At 62.0% G+C, this 16,853-nt stretch carries 15 protein-coding genes and 1 tRNA gene; 10 read left to right on the top strand and 6 right to left on the bottom strand.

Features of this window, described 5'->3' with window-relative positions; all coding sequences use genetic code 11:
• Positions 1–1,299, bottom strand: a complete 1,299-nt coding sequence (locus ACPS74_RS02435; protein ID WP_029651486.1) for a homoserine dehydrogenase — start codon at positions 1,297–1,299, stop codon at positions 1–3.
• A gap of 194 nt (positions 1,300–1,493) precedes the next feature.
• Here ACPS74_RS02435 and smbP point away from each other — a divergent pair, with 194 nt between their 5' ends.
• A complete protein-coding gene (gene smbP / locus ACPS74_RS02440) occupies positions 1,494–1,844 on the top strand; it encodes a small metal-binding protein SmbP (RefSeq protein ID WP_029651485.1) in 351 nt (116 codons plus the stop codon).
• 37 nt (positions 1,845–1,881) lie between these two features.
• Here smbP and ACPS74_RS02445 read toward each other — a convergent pair whose 3' ends face one another.
• Genes ACPS74_RS02445 through petA form a run of 3 tightly spaced genes read right to left on the bottom strand, consistent with a single transcriptional unit; the run spans position 1,882 to position 4,655 of the window.
• Positions 1,882–2,838: a cytochrome c1 gene (locus ACPS74_RS02445; RefSeq protein ID WP_239754466.1), complete on the bottom strand. Its 957-nt coding sequence runs from the start codon at positions 2,836–2,838 to the stop codon at positions 1,882–1,884.
• The gene (locus tag ACPS74_RS02450) at positions 2,831–4,069 is read right to left on the bottom strand and encodes a cytochrome b (RefSeq protein ID WP_029651483.1); all 1,239 of its coding nucleotides are present in this window, start codon (positions 4,067–4,069) and stop codon (positions 2,831–2,833) included. The genes ACPS74_RS02445 and ACPS74_RS02450 overlap by 8 nt, the downstream gene beginning before the upstream one ends.
• A 55-nt stretch (positions 4,070–4,124) precedes the next feature.
• Positions 4,125–4,655, bottom strand: coding sequence for a ubiquinol-cytochrome c reductase iron-sulfur subunit (gene petA, locus ACPS74_RS02455; RefSeq protein WP_018408200.1), 531 nt, complete (start codon positions 4,653–4,655; stop codon positions 4,125–4,127).
• 280 nt (positions 4,656–4,935) lie between these two features.
• Here petA and ACPS74_RS02460 point away from each other — a divergent pair, with 280 nt between their 5' ends.
• The 4 genes from ACPS74_RS02460 (at position 4,936) to ACPS74_RS02475 (ending at position 9,762) form a co-directional block, all read left to right on the top strand.
• Entirely contained in the window at positions 4,936–5,412 is a 477-nt protein-coding gene (locus tag ACPS74_RS02460) for a tRNA (cytidine(34)-2'-O)-methyltransferase (protein ID WP_029651482.1), read from the top strand.
• Positions 5,413–5,510: 98 nt separating this feature from the next.
• Positions 5,511–6,179, top strand: a complete 669-nt coding sequence (locus ACPS74_RS02465) for a hypothetical protein (protein WP_029651481.1) — start codon at positions 5,511–5,513, stop codon at positions 6,177–6,179.
• A gap of 243 nt (positions 6,180–6,422) precedes the next feature.
• Positions 6,423–7,337 (top strand): oxygen-dependent coproporphyrinogen oxidase, encoded by a 915-nt coding sequence (gene hemF, locus ACPS74_RS02470; protein WP_029649927.1) that lies wholly within the window; start codon positions 6,423–6,425, stop codon positions 7,335–7,337.
• 118 nt (positions 7,338–7,455) lie between these two features.
• Complete coding sequence (locus tag ACPS74_RS02475; RefSeq protein ID WP_055725713.1) at positions 7,456–9,762, top strand: hypothetical protein; 2,307 nt, start codon at positions 7,456–7,458, stop codon at positions 9,760–9,762.
• Between the two features lie 38 nt (positions 9,763–9,800).
• On the opposite strand, the gene ACPS74_RS02480 is transcribed toward ACPS74_RS02475, so the two are convergent.
• Together ACPS74_RS02480 and ACPS74_RS02485 are read right to left on the bottom strand one after the other, a co-directional pair.
• On the bottom strand, positions 9,801–10,175 hold the full coding sequence (locus ACPS74_RS02480; RefSeq protein WP_029649935.1) for a GtrA family protein: 375 nt from the start codon (positions 10,173–10,175) through the stop codon (positions 9,801–9,803).
• A 2-nt stretch (positions 10,176–10,177) separates the two neighbouring features.
• On the bottom strand, positions 10,178–10,477 hold the full coding sequence (locus tag ACPS74_RS02485; protein ID WP_029649936.1) for a c-type cytochrome: 300 nt from the start codon (positions 10,475–10,477) through the stop codon (positions 10,178–10,180).
• Positions 10,478–10,578: 101 nt separating this feature from the next.
• Here ACPS74_RS02485 and ACPS74_RS02490 point away from each other — a divergent pair, with 101 nt between their 5' ends.
• The 5 genes from ACPS74_RS02490 to ACPS74_RS02510 all read left to right on the top strand — a co-directional run bounded on the left by ACPS74_RS02490 (position 10,579) and on the right by ACPS74_RS02510 (position 16,780).
• Entirely contained in the window at positions 10,579–11,127 is a 549-nt protein-coding gene (locus ACPS74_RS02490; RefSeq protein ID WP_029649938.1) for a DUF924 family protein, read from the top strand.
• Positions 11,128–11,499: 372 nt separating this feature from the next.
• Positions 11,500–14,838 carry a carbamoyl-phosphate synthase large subunit gene (carB, locus tag ACPS74_RS02495; RefSeq protein WP_029649940.1) on the top strand — a complete coding sequence of 1,113 codons (3,339 nt, stop codon included), beginning with the start codon at positions 11,500–11,502 and terminating at the stop codon, positions 14,836–14,838.
• A 156-nt stretch (positions 14,839–14,994) separates the two neighbouring features.
• A complete protein-coding gene (greA, locus tag ACPS74_RS02500; protein ID WP_029649943.1) occupies positions 14,995–15,471 on the top strand; it encodes a transcription elongation factor GreA in 477 nt (158 codons plus the stop codon).
• A 76-nt stretch (positions 15,472–15,547) separates the two neighbouring features.
• Positions 15,548–16,585: a mitochondrial fission ELM1 family protein gene (locus tag ACPS74_RS02505; RefSeq protein ID WP_083481342.1), complete on the top strand. Its 1,038-nt coding sequence runs from the start codon at positions 15,548–15,550 to the stop codon at positions 16,583–16,585.
• Positions 16,586–16,704: 119 nt separating this feature from the next.
• Positions 16,705–16,780: transfer RNA gene (locus tag ACPS74_RS02510), tRNA-Thr, on the top strand.
• Positions 16,781–16,853 lie beyond the last annotated feature (73 nt).

Raw genomic sequence — 16,853 nt, forward strand, 5'->3', positions numbered from 1 at the left:
CTACTCGCGCTCGATGCGGATGACCTGCGCGCGCGAAACGATGACGCCATCCTGATAGATCAGGTCCAGCGCCTCGCGCACGAGATGTTCGCTTGTCGCATGGGTGATGAGGATGACATCGACGCAATCGCCAGGCGCGCCCCGCGCGCCGCGTTGCACGATGCTTTCAAGCGATATGCGGCGCTCCGCCATGCGCGTCGCGATCTTGGCGAAAGCGCCGGCGACGTCGCGCACCGACATGCGGATGTAATAGCCGCCTTCGTGGCGCTGCATCGGCGTGCGCTTGAGCTCGGCGAGCTTCGCGGTCGGCAGACCGAACGGCGCCGAACGCACACCCTTGGCGATGTCGGCGATATCGGCGACGACGGCCGAGGCCGTCGCGTCGCCGCCGGCGCCCGGCCCAACAAGCGTCAGTTCATGCACCGCGTCGGCGTCGATGGTGACGGCGTTCAGGACGCCCATTACCTGGGCGATGGCGGAGTTCTTGCTGACCATCGTCGGATGGACGCGCTGCTCGACCCCATCAGCGGTGCGCTGCGCAACGCCAAGCAGCTTGATGCGGTAGCCAAGCTCAGCCGCCGCGTCGATGTCGGCGAGCGTCACGCGCTCGATGCCCTCGATATCAATGGCGCCGGCGGCGATGCGCGTGCCGAAGGCAAGCGAGGTGAGGATCGCAAGCTTGTGGGCGGTGTCGAAACCGCCGATGTCGAAGGTCGGATCGGCCTCGGCATAGCCGAGCCTCTGCGCCTCCTTCACGCATTCCTCGAAGGAGAGCTGCTCCTTTTCCATGCGCGACAGGATGTAATTGCAGGTGCCGTTGAGAATGCCATAGACGCGCTCGATCGAATTGCCGGCGAGCCCCTCGCGCAGCGTCTTGACGATCGGAATGCCGCCGGCGACGGACGCTTCAAAAGCCAGCGCGGCATGGTTCTCCTCGGCGAGCGCTGCGAGATGTAAGCCATGCGCGGCGAGCAGCGCCTTATTAGCGGTGACGACCGCCTTGCCATGTGCGAGCGCGGTTTCAACGCTGGCCCTCGCTGGCCCTTCCGAGCCGCCGATCAATTCGACGAAAAGATCGATCGCTGGCGAGGACGCGAGCTTGACCGGATCTGGAAAGAACTCCGCGCCGGAAAGATCGGCGTCCCGAACCTTCGCGGCGTCGCGCGCCGAAACGCCCGCCAGGACGATCTGCCGTCCGGTGCGGGCGGTCAGCGCCTCGGCTTGGCGGCGGAGCAGGCGCGCCACCGCCGCGCCGACGGTGCCGAGCCCCGCGATGCCGACGCGCAAGATCTCCGACATTGCAACCTTTCCGGGAAAATGAGCGGGCGACGAAAGCCCAGAGACGCTAGCGCCTTGTGCCCGATTTGGCGCCTGCAATCAAGAAACCGCCGACGCCACGAGGGGATTGAGGCGTTGCAATGGACGCCCTAACTCTAGGACAAGCTGAAGCCATGCCCACTGGCGGCGATGGGGAGACGACAATGACGCCTCGAATGAGCGTATTCGCGATTCTGACCGTTTCGGCGCTGGCTTTTTCCGGCACTTGTGCGCTGGCCGGCATCGGCGTGCATGTGGAGGCGGCGATTGAGCATACTCAGGAGGCGATAGACGACGGCGCGAAGGGCGACTCCAAGGAGATCGTTACGCATGTGATGAGCGCGCTCGGCCATGCGCGCGAGGCGCTGCACGAAAAGGCCGTCGAAGGGGATCGCGCCGCCAACAAGCTGCTGCACCGCGCGATCAGGCATCTGCGTCTCGCTGAAATGCGTGGGCGGTTTGGCGACTCCGCGCGCGCCGTCAAGCACGCGACCAGCGCGCTCGCCGAACTGAAGAAGATCAAGTGACGGCGCCGGGCGACTCGTCGGCGAGCGCGCCGCCTAACTAATGCGGCACGTTCGACCAGATCCTGCGCTTGGTGAAATAGAGCAGCCCGACGAAGACGAGCAGGAAGGCCACGACGCCAAGCCCGACTCGCTTGCGCGACTCAAGATGCGGCTCTGCGACCCACATCATGAACGCCGCGACGTCTTTGGCGTATTGGTCGATCGTCTGCGGGGCGCCGTCATCGTAAGTCACCACGCCGTCTGAAAGCGGCGGCGGCATGCCGATGCGCCGGCCGGGCATATAGGGATCGTAAAACTGTCCTTCCGGCAGTTTCACGTCTGGCGGCGGGTCTTCGTAGCCCTCCATCAGCGAGGTGATGTAGTCGACGCCGTGTTCCTGATAGGAAAAGCCCGGCAAAGCGTCGAACAGGAAGAGCGGAAAGCCGCGCGAATAGCCGCGCGCTTTGGCCAGAACCGACATGTCCGGCGGATAATTGCCGGCAAGCGCTGCGCGCGCCGCCTGTTCATTGGCGAAAGGCGGGGGGAAGCGGTCGCTTGGGCGCCCCGGCCGATCGAAATACTCGCCCGCCTGGTTTGGGCCGTCCTTGATCTTGTAGCTCGCGGCGAGCGCTTCGACCTCTTTTTCAGGAAACTCCGGCCCGCCGGGCTGCGAAAGGTTGCGGAAGGCGAGCATTTTGATCGAATGGCAGGAGGAGCAGACCTCCTTGTAGACCTTGAAACCTCTGCGCAACTGCGCCTTGTCGTAGCGGCCGAAGGCGCCGGCGAAACTCCAATCGAAGCGCTTGGGCTTCTGCTCATGTCGCTCGCTCTCGTGCCGCGATTCCTTTTCCTTGGCCTCAGGCGCCGCGACCTGATCAGTCGCGGACGGCGGCGCCTCCTGCTGGCTCCAGGCGGGGCTGACCAGCGTCATCGCCGCAGCAATCGTGAGGGGAACCAGCGACAGGCGATTCACGGAGGACTGCCATTTCGTGGATCTTGCGCGCGCCTCAGACATGGGAGGTTTCCCCCCGCAGGATAGAAGCGTCGATGGATTCAGGCACCGGCTCCGGCTTCTCCACATTGCCGATGACTGGCAAAATGACGAGGAAGTGCAGGAAATAATAAGCCGACAATAGCCGGGCGAACCAAAGATAAGCGCCTTCGGCGGGCTGCGCCCCCAGATAGCCGAGCCCGATGCACACCGCGACAAAAATCCAGAACTCCTTGCGAAACAGCGGCCGATACACGGCCGATTTCACCTTCGACGTATCGAGCCACGGCAGCGCCGCGGTGATCAAAATCGAGGCGAAGAGAGCAGTGACGCCGAGCAGCTTGTTCGGGATCGCGCGAAGGATCGCATAGAACGGCAGGAAGTACCACTCCGGCACGATATGCGGCGGCGTGACGAGCGGATTGGCTTCGATGTAGTTGTCCGGATGGCCGAGGTAATTCGGCACGAAAAACGTCAGCCAGGCGTAGACGACGAGAAAAACCGCGATGCCGACCGCGTCCTTCATGGTCGCATAGGGCGTGAAAGGAACCGTTTCCTTCTTGATGTCCTTCACTTCGACGCCGGACGGATTGTTCTGGCCCGTCACATGCAGCGCCCAAACATGAAGCGCGACGATGGCGACGATGATGAACGGCACCAGATAATGCAAAGCGTAGAAGCGATTGAGCGTCGGATTGTCGACGGAATAGCCGCCGAGCAGCCAAGTGGTGATTGCGGTTCCAACGACGGGAATGGCGGAAAAGAGATTGGTGATGACGGTCGCCGCCCAGAAGGACATCTGTCCCCACGGTAAGACATAGCCGAGGAATCCCGTGGCCATCATCAGCATGAAGATCACCACGCCGAGAATCCACAAGACCTCGCGCGGGTCCTTGTAAGACCCGTAATACATGCCACGGAAGATGTGGAGGTAGACGGCGAGGAAGAACATCGACGCGCCATTGGCGTGCGCGTAGCGCAGCACGGTGCCCCAATTCACGTCGCGCATGATCTTCTCGACGGAATCGAAAGCGAGCGTCGTTTCCGGGGTGTAATGCATCGCAAGGACGACGCCCGTGACGATCTGCGCGACGAGCATGAAACTCAAGATCGCGCCAAACACCCACATGTAGTTCAGGTTTTTTGGCGTCGGATAGGAGACGAAAGAACCATGCATGAAGCTCAAAATCGGCAGACGGCGCTCCAACCAGCGAGCGAAGCCGCTCTTGGGCGTGTATTGGGAATGTCCTTCCATGGGCCTGGTGCTCTCGGAATCTCGCGCGGGAAAAATGAAAGGCGCTTGGCCTTGGCTAGCCGATCTTAATTTTGCTCTCGGCGATGAAGGCGTAAGGCGGCACCTCCAGATTGGTCGGCGCCGGGCCGCTGCGAATCCTGCCCGAAAGGTCGTAGACCGAGCCGTGGCAGGGACAGAACCAGCCGTTGTATTCGCCTTCCTTGCCGGTCGGAATGCAGCCGAGATGCGTGCAAACTCCGATGATCACGAGCCATTCGGGTTTTTGAACGCGTTTCGAATCGGCCTCCGGATCCGGCAGAACCGACAGCGGCGTGTCCTCCGCCGCCTTGATTTCGGCCGGCGTCCGATGGCGCACGAAAACCGGCTTGCCGCGCCATTTCACGGTGACAATCTGGCCTTCTGGGACCGAAGAAAGATCGACTTCCGTCGAGGCCAACGCGAGGGTGGACGCGTCCGGGTTCATCTGGGCGATCAGCGGCCAGACCATGCCGGCCGCGGCGCCTGCTGCGGCGGCGCCCGTTGCGATATAGAGAATGTCCCGCCGGCTTGGCTCCGCCGGTTTTGCGGCGGTGTCTTTGCTTGTCACGCTCGAACCTCTCCCAACGCTCTCAAGTCTTCGCGGCCGAGGCTGCGGCTGCGCCCAAGGCGATCGTTCCACGTTTGCCGCTTCCGGCCAATCGCTGCGGCGCCGCACCATGGCAATGCCAAGGCTGCGGCGGGGCGGAGGTGATATGTGACGCGAATCCCCGCCGCTGTCCACAAGCCGACATAGGGAAATTTGGGTATTCACCCTGCTGCACAAGACCGTTGCCGATATTCGCGGCGATATGCCGCAAATTCACCATCTCCTCCCACTCGAACGGACCATGACTTCTCTTAAGCTAGCCTTGTACCAGCCGGACATTCCTCAGAACGCCGGCGCCATGCTGCGCACATGCGCGTGCCTCGGCGTTTCGGCGGCGATCATCGGGCCGGCCGGATTTCCCACAAGCGATCGCGACTTTCGCCGCGCCGGCATGGACTATCTCGATCACGTGACGATTGACCGACACGCATCCTTCGCGGCCTTTGAGGCCTGGCGGGCGGCGTCCGGCCGGGTGGGCGAGAGCCGTCGGCTGCTGCTGCTTTCGACGCGGGCGTCGGCGTCCTATCTCGACTGCGACTATCGCGACGGCGACATCCTGCTCGTCGGCCGGGAGTCCGCAGGCGCGCCGGAAGAGGTCCATGCCGCCGCCGATCTGACGCTTCGCATTCCCATGTGCGGCGGCATGCGCTCGCTGAACGTCGCCGTCGCCGCGGCGATCGTCATGAGCGAGGCGCTTCGGCAGCTGCGCGCCCGCTGACGAGGTGCGGCGGCGCACAGCGCGTTGCGATAAAACCCTCTTTGTTGGAAAACGTCGCCGCTTCTTAGGGCGATCTTAATGAATTTTGGGAGGGCGATATGACCCATCAGGCAATTCGCGTCTCGCTAGTACTTTGGCAGCGGCTGCTCAAATCTCTCAATGCGGCCGTGTTCACGGGAGTGCTCTGCGTGGGCCTTTACGCCCTCGTGACCAACTTCGCCGAGGCGCGCGGCGCAATCGGTAAGGCCTTCGTCAAACTCACTCAGATCCAAAGCTTCGAAGGGTTCAACGTGAAAGCCGCGTTCGCCGTGGATCAGATCGCCGAGTCGACGCCGATCTATCACTCCCTGCCCGCGGAAATGAGGGGAATGCTGCCCGACGACATTCTGTCGCTGCGCGCGAACTGGGTCGAGCGCATTCTCTATGTCGGCGATCAGGGTAAGCTGTGCGACTTCGCGTCGGCCACTCAGAAAATGAACGAGGACTATGCCGCGGACCGGCATTTGGCGGCTGACGGGCTGATTACGATGAAGGACTCGCGCGAGGTGAAGGCGCAGGTGCTCGAAGACATGCGCCTGGCGAAAGCCAGAAACGACGCCTGGCCGAATGGCGAGCCGCGCTTTTGCTATGTCACCGAACTCACCGAGCGCGGCAGAAACGTCAAGACGGCGCTGGCGCAGTTTCTGCGCGCCGGCTTCGCGGCGGCGACGGCGACGTCGGCCGCGCCGCGTGACCCCAAGATGAAAGTCGCGGAGATGGCGCGATAGTCAGGGGAATCGGGAAGGATAGTCTTCCTCACCCTCATCCTGAGGAGCCGCCGCAGGCGGCGTCTCGAAGGACGAGGGTGAGGAAGAATACGCGAAAACGGGTTTCCTCGTCCTTCGAGACGCGTGCTGCGCACGCTCCTCAGGATGAGGAAACCCTTCACCCGATCGCCCTGGCGCAATAGTTCTGCTGAATTGACAAGGCGCGGCGCCGGCGGGATGAAGCGGCGAGAAGAGGAGACGTCGATGAACGCCGCGCCCGATCAGCTCGAAGCCCGCAAAGACGCCGCCCGCGCATGGTTCGAGTCGTTGCAGCTGCGCATCATTGCCGCCTTCGAAGCGCTGGAGGATGAAGCGCCGGGGCCATTCGCGCCCGAGGCTGAAGAGCCCGGCCGGTTTGTTCTCACCGCCTGGAGCCGAACGGATCACAGCGGCGTGCCGGGCGGCGGCGGGCGCATGGGGATGATCAAGGGGCGCGTCTTCGAAAAGGCGGGCGTGCATTGCTCCACCGTCTTTGGAACCTTCGCGCCTGAATTCGCCAAGCAGATCCCGGGCGCGGCGGAAGACCCCCGCTTTTTTGCGACGGGGATCTCGCTGATCGCGCATCCCTGGAATCCGAATGTTCCCGCCGTGCATATGAACACGCGCTTCGTTGTGACGAGCAAGGCGTGGTTTGGCGGCGGCGCCGACCTGACGCCGGTGCTCGACGCGCGCCGCACGCAGGACGATCCCGACACGATCGCCTTCCATGCCGCGATGCGCGGCGCCTGCGAGCGCCATTCCGTCGCCGACTACGCGCGGTTCAAGCAATGGTGCGATGAATATTTCTTCCTCGCCCACCGCAACGAGCCGCGCGGCATCGGCGGCATTTTCTACGACTATTTCAACAGCGCCGGAGACGCTGCAAACTCCGCCTGGGATGCAGATTTCGCCTTCACCCGCGACGTCGGCGAAAGCTTTGTCGACATCTATCCCGAACTCGTGCGGCGCAATTTCGCCAAGCCATGGAGCGAGGCGCAGCGCGACGAGCAGCTCGTGCGGCGCGGCCGCTATGTCGAATATAATCTGCTCTACGACCGCGGCACGATCTTCGGATTGAAGACCGGCGGCAATGTCGACTCGATCCTCTCCTCGATGCCGCCGCTGGTGAAGTGGCCGTGATCGGGTCGGGGCGAGGCGGGATTGGGTCGGGTATTTTGTGGAATTTCAGACTTTCTTGAACCACGTGGATAGGTGCGAAATTACGATGCAATCGATGTCGCTTAGCCGAATCACGCGTATGAGCTTGCTCCGCGCGCGTCGGCGGATGAGGCAATGGCTGCGCCTGCAATACGAAGCGCTGAGCCGGGCTAAGGCTCTTTCTTGGCAACGATTCTATTTGGCTCGGTATCGCTTTCAAGTCTGGCGTCTCAGACACGGTGAAATTGCGGGGACAATTTTGCTGGTTCTCCTAATGGCCGTCAGCGCGCTCGGGATTCCGGCGTTGCAAGAGCACCTCGAACCCCTGTTGGCTGAGGGGAGCCAGTTGCAAATGCTGCGCACGCTATTCCAGACACTTGGAGGTGCGCTGCTCGGAGCCACAGCTATCGTCACATCGCTCGTGCTGTTCTCAATGCAGGTCAACGTCGAGCGCATGCCGCATGGCCTGTTCCAAAGGCTCAGCACTGACCGGCTCTTGCTTAGCGCCTTTGCAGCAGCCTTCCTGCTTGCAGTGATCGTTGCAGGACTCTCATTAATTCCCGATAGCGAGAATATCGGCATTGCAATATTCGTTGCATCTTGGTCAATCGCGCTGATCCTGGTTCTATTTCTCACGGGTTATAGACGAGCGCTCGTCCTCATCAATCCGACCCGTCAATTAGGACTCGTGATTGACAGTACGTGCCGAGATTTTCGAGCTTGGGTGCGAAGCGCTAAGCGCGCTGCCCCACTTCTTACCGATCCGAGCCCCGGACCTAGCGAATACGAAGAGCCTTTCGCTTCGCAACATGACGTTGCACGGGCCGTCTACTTCCAAGCGAATAGCCATTGGACCAACGGTGCCAAACAGGCAGTCCGCTATGCCGTCTCATTCGCTCGCCGGTACGCCGAGCAAGGTGACCATGAAGTTAGCGCAGCGGCGATTCGCGCAGTGGTCGCGATTAATGCCGCTTACGTGGAAGCTAAGGGAAAAACTTTTTTTGCCAACCAGCTCTTGTTCGACAACCCGTATACTACTGATGGCTTCATCAACGACACACTCGAGCATCTTCGGCAAACCGCTCGGATCGGGATTTCACGTGGAGACGAACAGCAGATCGAACAAACGCTAAAAGCATTTGCGGCATTGGTCTCGGTATATTCCGGAATTGACTACAGCATTCCCCATGCCACGAAGACCCATGCTCACCTTGCTGCCGGTTATCTATCGCAGGAAGTTGAGCGTACCGTGCCGCACAACATGGCTGACGTTCTAATGACCGGCGCGCAATTGATGGGTCAATGCGCAGGCGTCCTCCTCATAGTCGAAGGTCCGATCGCTATCCAGACGCTGGTGGAGAAACTCGGTGCCCTCGCATGTTGTGGCGTGGTAAAAGAGGACTACCGGCCGGTCACATCCGCCTGTGTTGAACAGATTGCGGGCCTCAGTTTCGACCTACTCCGGACTCGATCTCACGACGTGCGATTTTTGGCCAAAGAAATCCGCGGCACCATGTCTCTTCTTGTAAAAGTGTTTCTGACGACTCCGGGCACGCCTCTGATGAGTACCCATAGTCTGTATCTCGGTCCATATTATTCGGCCACCAATTCACAAGCACTGTGCGAGCGTCTTGCAGGGCTCGTAAACGCAATCTCCGATGCGAATGAGAACGATGAGAACGCGCAACAGGCCATACACAGCATCGAACAATGGGCTGACGGGATATATGAGACAGAAAAAGAACTCCTTCTTGAAGCGATCAACCGGAGATCGCACTTCACATTCGACATGATCCACTGGATCAGTTCGCTAACCAGCATGCTACTCGCCGTATCGAATGCTCCAGCATGCAATCGCGTCCTCCAGGATAAATTGCGTAACCACGCGCTTTGGTTGATCTCGGTTTTTTCTTTTATGCCGGATGAACCGGACGCGATAACATTCATCGAAAACTTCCAAATGACGGAGACGTTGTTCGATGCGGCCCTCGACGCGCATCAACGTGACTGCAAAAACATTGCACTTAAGATCACCGATCTTCTTGCGTCGTGGATGTTCAAGGCAGGACCACATCGATCCGGATGGGCGATTCTTGAACGATCCATCTATGGTTTAGCTGTGCTAGCGCTACTAGCTGAGTCCGACGGAGCTATTCCGAAGCTCAAGGCTCGTATTGTGAAAGGCCTCAGAAACGGCGGTCTACCAGATCCAGAAGAGCGAGATCACGCCGCGCTTAACGTACGTGGTCGCGCCAGAAATCTATTTAGGCCGGGCCGCTGGAGTTCATCGATTGAAAGGGAGCTGGCGACGGCAGACCGCGCCAAATTGAAACCACTTCTTGAGGAACTTGCCGATCTGATTTCCCCGCGCACTGCAGGACAGGCCGCAGCTGAACATTTTTTCTAAGCGGATTCTTAGGCACCCAGCCGTGGCCCGCGGACTTTTCACCCAAATGTCCATCGCCGGTTCAGCGCGAAGGTGACGAACATCGCGAGCACGGTCGTGACCAACTGCGCTGGGAGATAAGGCGCGGCCCAGCGATCGACGAAAAGGCTCATCAACGCATAGGTGACGCAAAAGCCGACGAAGGCGACCAGCGCAAATCGCCACGTCGCCTCGGCATGCGGCCGATCGCTTGCGAAGGTGTGGCGGCGGTTCAGGAGATAGGCCACAACGCCGCCGACGACATAGCCGCACAGCGTCGCGGGCACGGCGCGCCAGCCCGCGCCTTCGACCAATGCGATGAGAATGGCGTAATGCGCGAGCGTCGCGCCGACGCCGACCGACGCGTACGTCGCAAGCTGGCGCTCCGTCGACATGCTCAGCGCGGCATCGTTGCGTAGTGACGCGCGATGTCCCGCATCTCGGCTTCCGACATTTGGCGGCTCATATAGCGCATCTCCTTATGCGCCCGCCTGCCGGTTTTGAACGCCTTGATTTGATTGAAGAGATAGAGTTCATGCTGTCCGGCAAGATGCGGAACGTCGGCGCTTTTGGCGATCCCGTCCGCGCCATGACATGCCGCGCATTGCGCAAAGACGGCTGACAGGTCGTCAGCGCGACTGCCCGACGCGCAAAGCAGGCAAATTAAGCAGATCGGCAAGCGAACGATGAGGCGCATAGTCCCCCTATTGGACGATGAGAAAGAGCGCCGATGATAGCGCAAATTCGCCGCAAAACGATAATAGCTGACGGGCAGTTGTGCATTTGAACCAGGGCGTCATGACTGATCCGCCTGCGTCAGCGATTGAGGTCATCGATTTTTGGCGCGAGGCGGGGCCAGACCTCTGGTTCGCCAAGAACGCCGAATTCGACCAACGCTTCCGCGACCGCTTCCTCGACCTGCACGACGTCGTCGCGCGCGGCGGACTCTGGCATTGGCTCGAGACAAGCGCAGGCGCCTTGGCGCTGGTGCTGCTATTGGACCAGTTTCCGCGCAACGCCTTCCGCAATGCCCCGCGGATGTACGCAACCGACGGGCTCGCGCGCGAAATCGCCGCCAAGGCGATTGAGGCCGGGTTCGATCGCGATGTCGAGCCGCAACTGCAGGGCTTTTTCTACCTGCCGTTTGGCCATTCGGAGAGTTTGTCAGACCAGGAGCGCTCTGTAACGCTCGCGTCACGGCTCGGCGGACCATTTCTCGCTCACGCCGAAGGCCACTGCGACATTGTTCGCCGCTTTGGGCGATTCCCACATCGCAATCCCATTTTTGGACGCGAGTCGACGGAAGAGGAGCGCCGGTTTCTCGAGGATGGCGGTTACGCCGGCTAACCCTCTCCCACCCTCGCCGCCCCTTCACATGACCGTCATTCTCGTCTAGACAGTCGGCGACTTTCGAGCCGGGCGCGCCCCGCTCGCCGCCCGCATCGCCGGTTCGCCGACAATATGACGGGCAAGTTCGGGACGCGTTCTGGTCCAAGGGCCGGAATCGCGGCCCTTTTTTATGCGCGCTCCCCAGCCGTGCGGGGTGCGTCAGGTTGAAAGACGAAAGGTGTCCTCATCCTGAGGAGGCGGCGAAGCCGCCGTCTCGAAGGACGAGGGAACCGCTGAACATATCTCGCCTCGTGGTTCCAAGACGCGCCTTACGGCGCGCCTCAGCACGAGGCCAGATACTCGCGCGCTGCGGACGGCCAACAGGATCACATGGCGAAAAGAACCGACATTTCCACGATCATGATCATCGGCGCCGGCCCCATCGTCATTGGCCAGGCGTGCGAATTCGACTATTCGGGCACCCAGGCGTGCAAGGCGCTCAAGGCGGAAGGCTATCGGATCGTTCTCGTCAACTCCAATCCGGCGACGATCATGACCGACCCGGATATGGCGGACCGCACCTATATCGAGCCGATTACGCCCGAAATCGTCGCCAAGATCATCGAGAAGGAGCGCTACGCGGCGCCCGGCGGCTTCGCGCTGCTGCCGACGATGGGCGGACAGACCGCGCTCAATTGCGCGCTCAGTCTCGAAAAAATGGGCGTGCTGAAAGAATTCGACGTCGAGATGATCGGCGCGACCGCCCATGCGATCGACAAGGCCGAAGACCGCGAACTGTTCCGCGAGGCGATGACGAAAATCGGCCTCGACACGCCGCGCTCGCATCACGTCAAGACATTGTCCGCCGCGCTCGAGGCGCTCGACGATATCGGTCTGCCGGCGATCATCCGTCCGTCCTTCACGCTCGGCGGCACGGGCGGCGGCATCGCGTACAACAAGGTGGAGTTCATCGAGATCGTCGAGCGCGGCATCGACGCCTCGCCGACGAATGAAGTGCTGGTCGAAGAGAGCGTTCTCGGCTGGAAGGAATACGAGATGGAAGTCGTCCGCGACAAGGCGGACAATTGCATCATCGTCTGCTCCATCGAAAACATCGATCCGATGGGCGTGCACACAGGCGACAGCATCACCGTCGCGCCGGCGTTGACGCTGACCGACAAAGAATACCAGATCATGCGGGACGCCTCGATCGCGGTGTTGCGCGAGATCGGCGTCGAAACCGGCGGCTCGAACGTGCAATTCGCGGTCGATCCCTCAAACGGCCGCATGATCGTCATCGAGATGAACCCGCGCGTGTCGCGTTCGTCGGCGCTGGCGTCGAAAGCCACCGGCTTCCCGATCGCCAAGGTCGCCGCGCGTTTGGCGGTCGGCTACACGCTTGACGAGATCGCCAACGACATTACCGGCGGGGCGACGCCAGCGTCCTTCGAACCGACGATCGACTACATCGTCACCAAAATTCCGCGCTTCGCCTTCGAAAAATTTCCGGGCGCCGAGCCGATATTGACGACGGCCATGAAGTCGGTCGGCGAAGCGATGGCGATCGGCCGCAATTTCGCCGAGTCGCTGCAAAAGGCGTTGCGTTCGCTGGAGACCGGCCTCTGCGGCCTCGACGAGATCGAGATCGAAGGCTTCGGAAAAGGCGACGATATGAATGTGCTGCGCGGCGCGCTGGGCACGCCAACGCCGGACCGGCTGCTCGTCGTCGGCCAGGCGCTGCGGCTCGGCATGAGCGCTGAAGCCATTCACGAGGCCAGCAAGATCGACATGTGGTTCATCGAGCGCATCGCGGAAATCGTCGCGCTCGAAAACAAGGTCAAGAGCTACGGGCTGCCAGAGGACGCCGAAAATCTTCGCAAGCTCAAATTCGCCGGCTTCTCCGATTCGCGCCTCGCGACGCTTACGGGCCTGGATGAGGCAGACGTGCGCGAGATGCGCCACCGTCTCGACGTGCGACCCGTCTACAAGCGTATCGACACATGCGCGGCCGAATTCGCCTCGCCCACAGCCTATATGTATTCGACCTATGAGACGCCGTTCATCGGGAGCCCCGCGAATGAGGCGCGGCCCTCGGACAAGAACAAGATCGTCATTCTGGGCGGCGGGCCGAACCGCATCGGGCAAGGCATCGAATTCGACTATTGCTGCTGTCACGCCTGCTTCGCGCTCGCCGAAGCCGGTTTCGAGACGATCATGATCAATTGCAATCCGGAGACGGTTTCGACGGATTACGACACTTCCGACCGGCTGTATTTTGAACCGCTAACGAATGAAGACGTCGCCGAAATTCTCGACGTCGAGAAGTCCAACGGCGTGCTTGTGGGCGTCATCGTGCAATATGGCGGGCAAACGCCGCTGAAGCTTGCACACGGGCTCGAGCAGGCGGGCGCGCCTATTCTGGGCACGCCGGTCGATTCGATCGACCTCGCCGAGGACCGGGATCGCTTCAAACGGCTTCTCGACAAGCTGGGGTTGAAGCAGCCCAAGAACGGCATCGCCTACTCCGTCGAGCAGTCGCGGATCGTCGTGCAGGAGCTTGGACTGCCGCTCGTCGTGCGCCCAAGCTATGTGCTCGGCGGCCGCGCCATGGCGATCATCCGCGATCAAAGCGATCTCGACGATTATCTTCTCGGCACGTTGCCAAGCCTCGTGCCCTCCGAGATCAAGGCGCGCTACCCGAATGACAAGACCGGGCAGATCAACACGGTGCTCGGCAAGAATCCGCTGCTCTTCGATCGCTATCTGACCGACGCCATCGAAATCGACGTCGATTGTCTCGCCGATGGCGACGAAGCGGTCGTCGCCGGCGTCATGGAACATATCGAAGAGGCGGGCATTCATTCAGGCGATTCGGCCTGTTCGCTGCCGCCGCGCTCGCTCGCGCCAGAGACGATCGCCGCGCTCGAGGCGCAGACCAAAAGCCTTGCCATGTCGCTTGGAGTCGTCGGCCTGATGAATGTGCAATTCGCGCTCAAGGATGGCGAGATCTATGTGCTCGAGGTGAACCCGCGCGCCTCGCGCACCGTGCCTTTCGTCGCCAAGGTGATCGGCAGCCCCATCGCCAAGATCGCGGCTCGGGTGATGGCCGGCGCGAAGCTCGTCGATTTCGATCCGCTCGACACGAAGCCCGCGCATGTCGGCGTGAAAGAGGCTGTCTTCCCCTTCGCGCGGTTCCCGGGCGTGGACACCGTCCTTGGCCCCGAAATGCGCTCGACGGGCGAAGTCATGGGTCTCGACACCTCTTTTGACGCCGCTTTCGTCAAGAGCCAGCTCGGCGGCGGCACCAAGGCCCCGCGCGAGGGCGTCGTTTTCGTCTCGGTCAGGGACGCGGACAAAGGCCGAATCATTCCGGCGGTCCGCCTGCTGAAGGAGGTTGGGTTCTCGATCGTCGCCACGGGCGGCACGGCGCGCTATCTCGTCGAGCGGGGAATTCCCGCCCAGAAACTGAACAAGGTGTCGGAGGGACGGCCGCATATCGTCGACGCCATCAAGAACGGCTCGATCGCGCTCGTCTTCAACACCACCGAAGGGGCGCAGGCGCTTGCGGACTCGCGCTCCTTGCGCCGCGCCGCGCTTCTGCATAAGGTTCCCTATTATACGACCCTGGCGGGGGCGGTCGCGGCGGCCCAGGGAATACGCGCCTATGTGTCTGGAGACCTTAGGGTCCGGGCGCTGCAGGACTATTTTCCGCCCAACGCGACCAAGTGAAAATTGGGAGTTCTGCGACGCAAGCGGCGGTGCGGTAACATTTGACCACCACTTGGCGGCCTATGCCTTAGCGCATGGCCGCAGTTCGGCGGCGCAACCTCCGCCGATGCGCCGCGTGATTGGCGAAACTCAAGAAAAGACTAGAAAGCGAAAGCAATGGTGGACAAGGTACCCATGACCGCCGGCGGCTACGCCGCGCTCACCGAAGAATTGCGCCGCCGACAGCAGGAGGACCGTCCGCGAATCATTCAGCAAATCTCTGAAGCGCGCGCGCATGGCGATCTTTCGGAGAACGCCGAATATCACGCGGCGAAAGAGGCGCAGTCGCTGAATGAAGGCCGCATCGCCGAGCTCGAGGACAAGCTATCGCGCGCCGAGGTCATCGACGTCTCAAAGCTCAAGGGCTCGACGATCAAGTTCGGCGCGACCGTCACGGTCGTCGACGAGGACACCGAAGAAGAGAAGGCCTATCAGATCGTCGGCGAGACCGAGGCCGATGTGAAGAGCGGCCGGGTCTCGATCACGAGCCCCATCGCGCGCGCCTTGATCGGCAAGACGGTCGGCGACACTGTGGAGGTGATGACCCCGGGCGGCGGCAAGAGCTACGAGATCCTGAAGGTTGCGTTTGGGTGAGGGACGGCGTCGCCCCCTCCCTGTCCCTCCCCCGCTAAAGCGGGAGAGGGGACCCTAACCGCAAAGGTTGCGCGGCGTGTGTCACTGGCCCGGATCTGACCCCCTCTCCCGCGAAGCGGGGGAGGGCTGGGGAGGGGGCGCTTCGAGGATCCTGAACCTTCCGCCGCTTACGACAATCCGCGTTCTCTCCGACGGCCGCGCCGGGCATGAGGCGCAGACGCTCGGCCTCGCCGAAGCGCTGGGCGCGACTCCCGACATCCGCCGCGTCGCGCCGCGCGTGTTTTACGCCGCGCTCGCGCCTTTTGCGCCAGCAGATCCGCGGGACGTCTTCGCACACGCCCCGCCCTACCCCGATATCGCGATCGGCGCGGGACGCCGGACGATCCCCGCGCTCCGGCGACTGAAGCGCGACTCCGGCGGGCGCACGTTCACGGTCTATCTGAACAAGCCCGCGAACGGACTAAGCGCCGCCGACCTCATCATCGCGCCGCGCCATGACGGCCTTCGCGGCGCGAATGTCTTCTCGCCGCTCACCCCGGCGAATCGGCTCACGCCGGAGCGGCTCGCGGCGGCGCGCGCGGCGCCCGATGTCCGCATCGCCGCCCTGCCCCGCCCGCGCGTTGCGCTGATTGTTGGCGGCGACAGCCGGCATGGCGCCTATGGCGCGAGGGAAACCGCGGAGCTCGCTGAGATCGCGGCGTCGCTCCTCGCCGCCGGGCGCTCGGTCATGGCGACGGCCTCCCGACGCACGCCGATGGCTTTGCGCGAGAGGCTTCGGCGCGTTCTCATCGCCCCGAGCGGCTTCTTCTGGGATGGAGAGGGAGAGAACCCCTATCTCTCAATGCTCGCAAACGCCGACGCGATTATCGTGACCGGCGACAGCGTCAATATGGTGGGAGAGGCGGTCGCGACCGCCGCGCCGGTCTATGTCGTTCCGCCGCCTAGCCGCCGAGGCAAGATCGACGACTATCTCACGGCGCTCGCCGGCGCCGGCGCGATCCGCCTCTGGAGCGGCGCGCTCGAGGACTGGCGCCGCACGCCGGTCAATGCGACGCCCGACATCGCCCGCGCCGTCGCGCAGGCCTATTTGGCTTTTGCCGGGCCGCGTCCTTAATTCTGAGCGCCCTCCGCTTTTCTGCGCCGCCCTGCGCTGGCAAGGCGCGAGGCTGCTTGAAAAACCCGCCGCGCGCCGATAAGAGTGACCCGCCGCGCGCCTTCGGGCGTCCGCCAATCGCCGCTTTAGCTCAGCTGGTAGAGCACCTCATTCGTAATGAGGGGGTCGGGGGTTCGAATCCCTCAAGCGGCACCAGTTAATTCAATGCGTTATTTAAAATAGCTGGTCGGATACGGAAATCCGATTTTACCTCCGGTAACGACCGGGC

This window comes from Methylocystis sp. SB2 (assembly GCF_049817085.1).
GTDB lineage: Bacteria > Pseudomonadota > Alphaproteobacteria > Rhizobiales > Beijerinckiaceae > Methylocystis > Methylocystis rosea.

Coding starts and splice junctions, on each gene's coding strand:
- ACPS74_RS02435 (WP_029651486.1), bottom strand. CDS start 1,299: ATGTCGGAGATCTTGCGCGTCGGCATCGCGGGGCTCGGCACCGTCGGC.
- smbP (WP_029651485.1), top strand. CDS start 1,494: ATGAGCGTATTCGCGATTCTGACCGTTTCGGCGCTGGCTTTTTCCGGC.
- ACPS74_RS02445 (WP_239754466.1), bottom strand. CDS start 2,838: ATGTCTGAGGCGCGCGCAAGATCCACGAAATGGCAGTCCTCCGTGAAT.
- ACPS74_RS02450 (WP_029651483.1), bottom strand. CDS start 4,069: ATGGAAGGACATTCCCAATACACGCCCAAGAGCGGCTTCGCTCGCTGG.
- ACPS74_RS02460 (WP_029651482.1), top strand. CDS start 4,936: ATGACTTCTCTTAAGCTAGCCTTGTACCAGCCGGACATTCCTCAGAAC.
- ACPS74_RS02465 (WP_029651481.1), top strand. CDS start 5,511: ATGACCCATCAGGCAATTCGCGTCTCGCTAGTACTTTGGCAGCGGCTG.
- hemF (WP_029649927.1), top strand. CDS start 6,423: ATGAACGCCGCGCCCGATCAGCTCGAAGCCCGCAAAGACGCCGCCCGC.
- ACPS74_RS02475 (WP_055725713.1), top strand. CDS start 7,456: ATGAGCTTGCTCCGCGCGCGTCGGCGGATGAGGCAATGGCTGCGCCTG.
- ACPS74_RS02480 (WP_029649935.1), bottom strand. CDS start 10,175: ATGTCGACGGAGCGCCAGCTTGCGACGTACGCGTCGGTCGGCGTCGGC.
- ACPS74_RS02485 (WP_029649936.1), bottom strand. CDS start 10,477: ATGCGCCTCATCGTTCGCTTGCCGATCTGCTTAATTTGCCTGCTTTGC.
- ACPS74_RS02490 (WP_029649938.1), top strand. CDS start 10,579: ATGACTGATCCGCCTGCGTCAGCGATTGAGGTCATCGATTTTTGGCGC.
- carB (WP_029649940.1), top strand. CDS start 11,500: ATGGCGAAAAGAACCGACATTTCCACGATCATGATCATCGGCGCCGGC.
- greA (WP_029649943.1), top strand. CDS start 14,995: ATGGTGGACAAGGTACCCATGACCGCCGGCGGCTACGCCGCGCTCACC.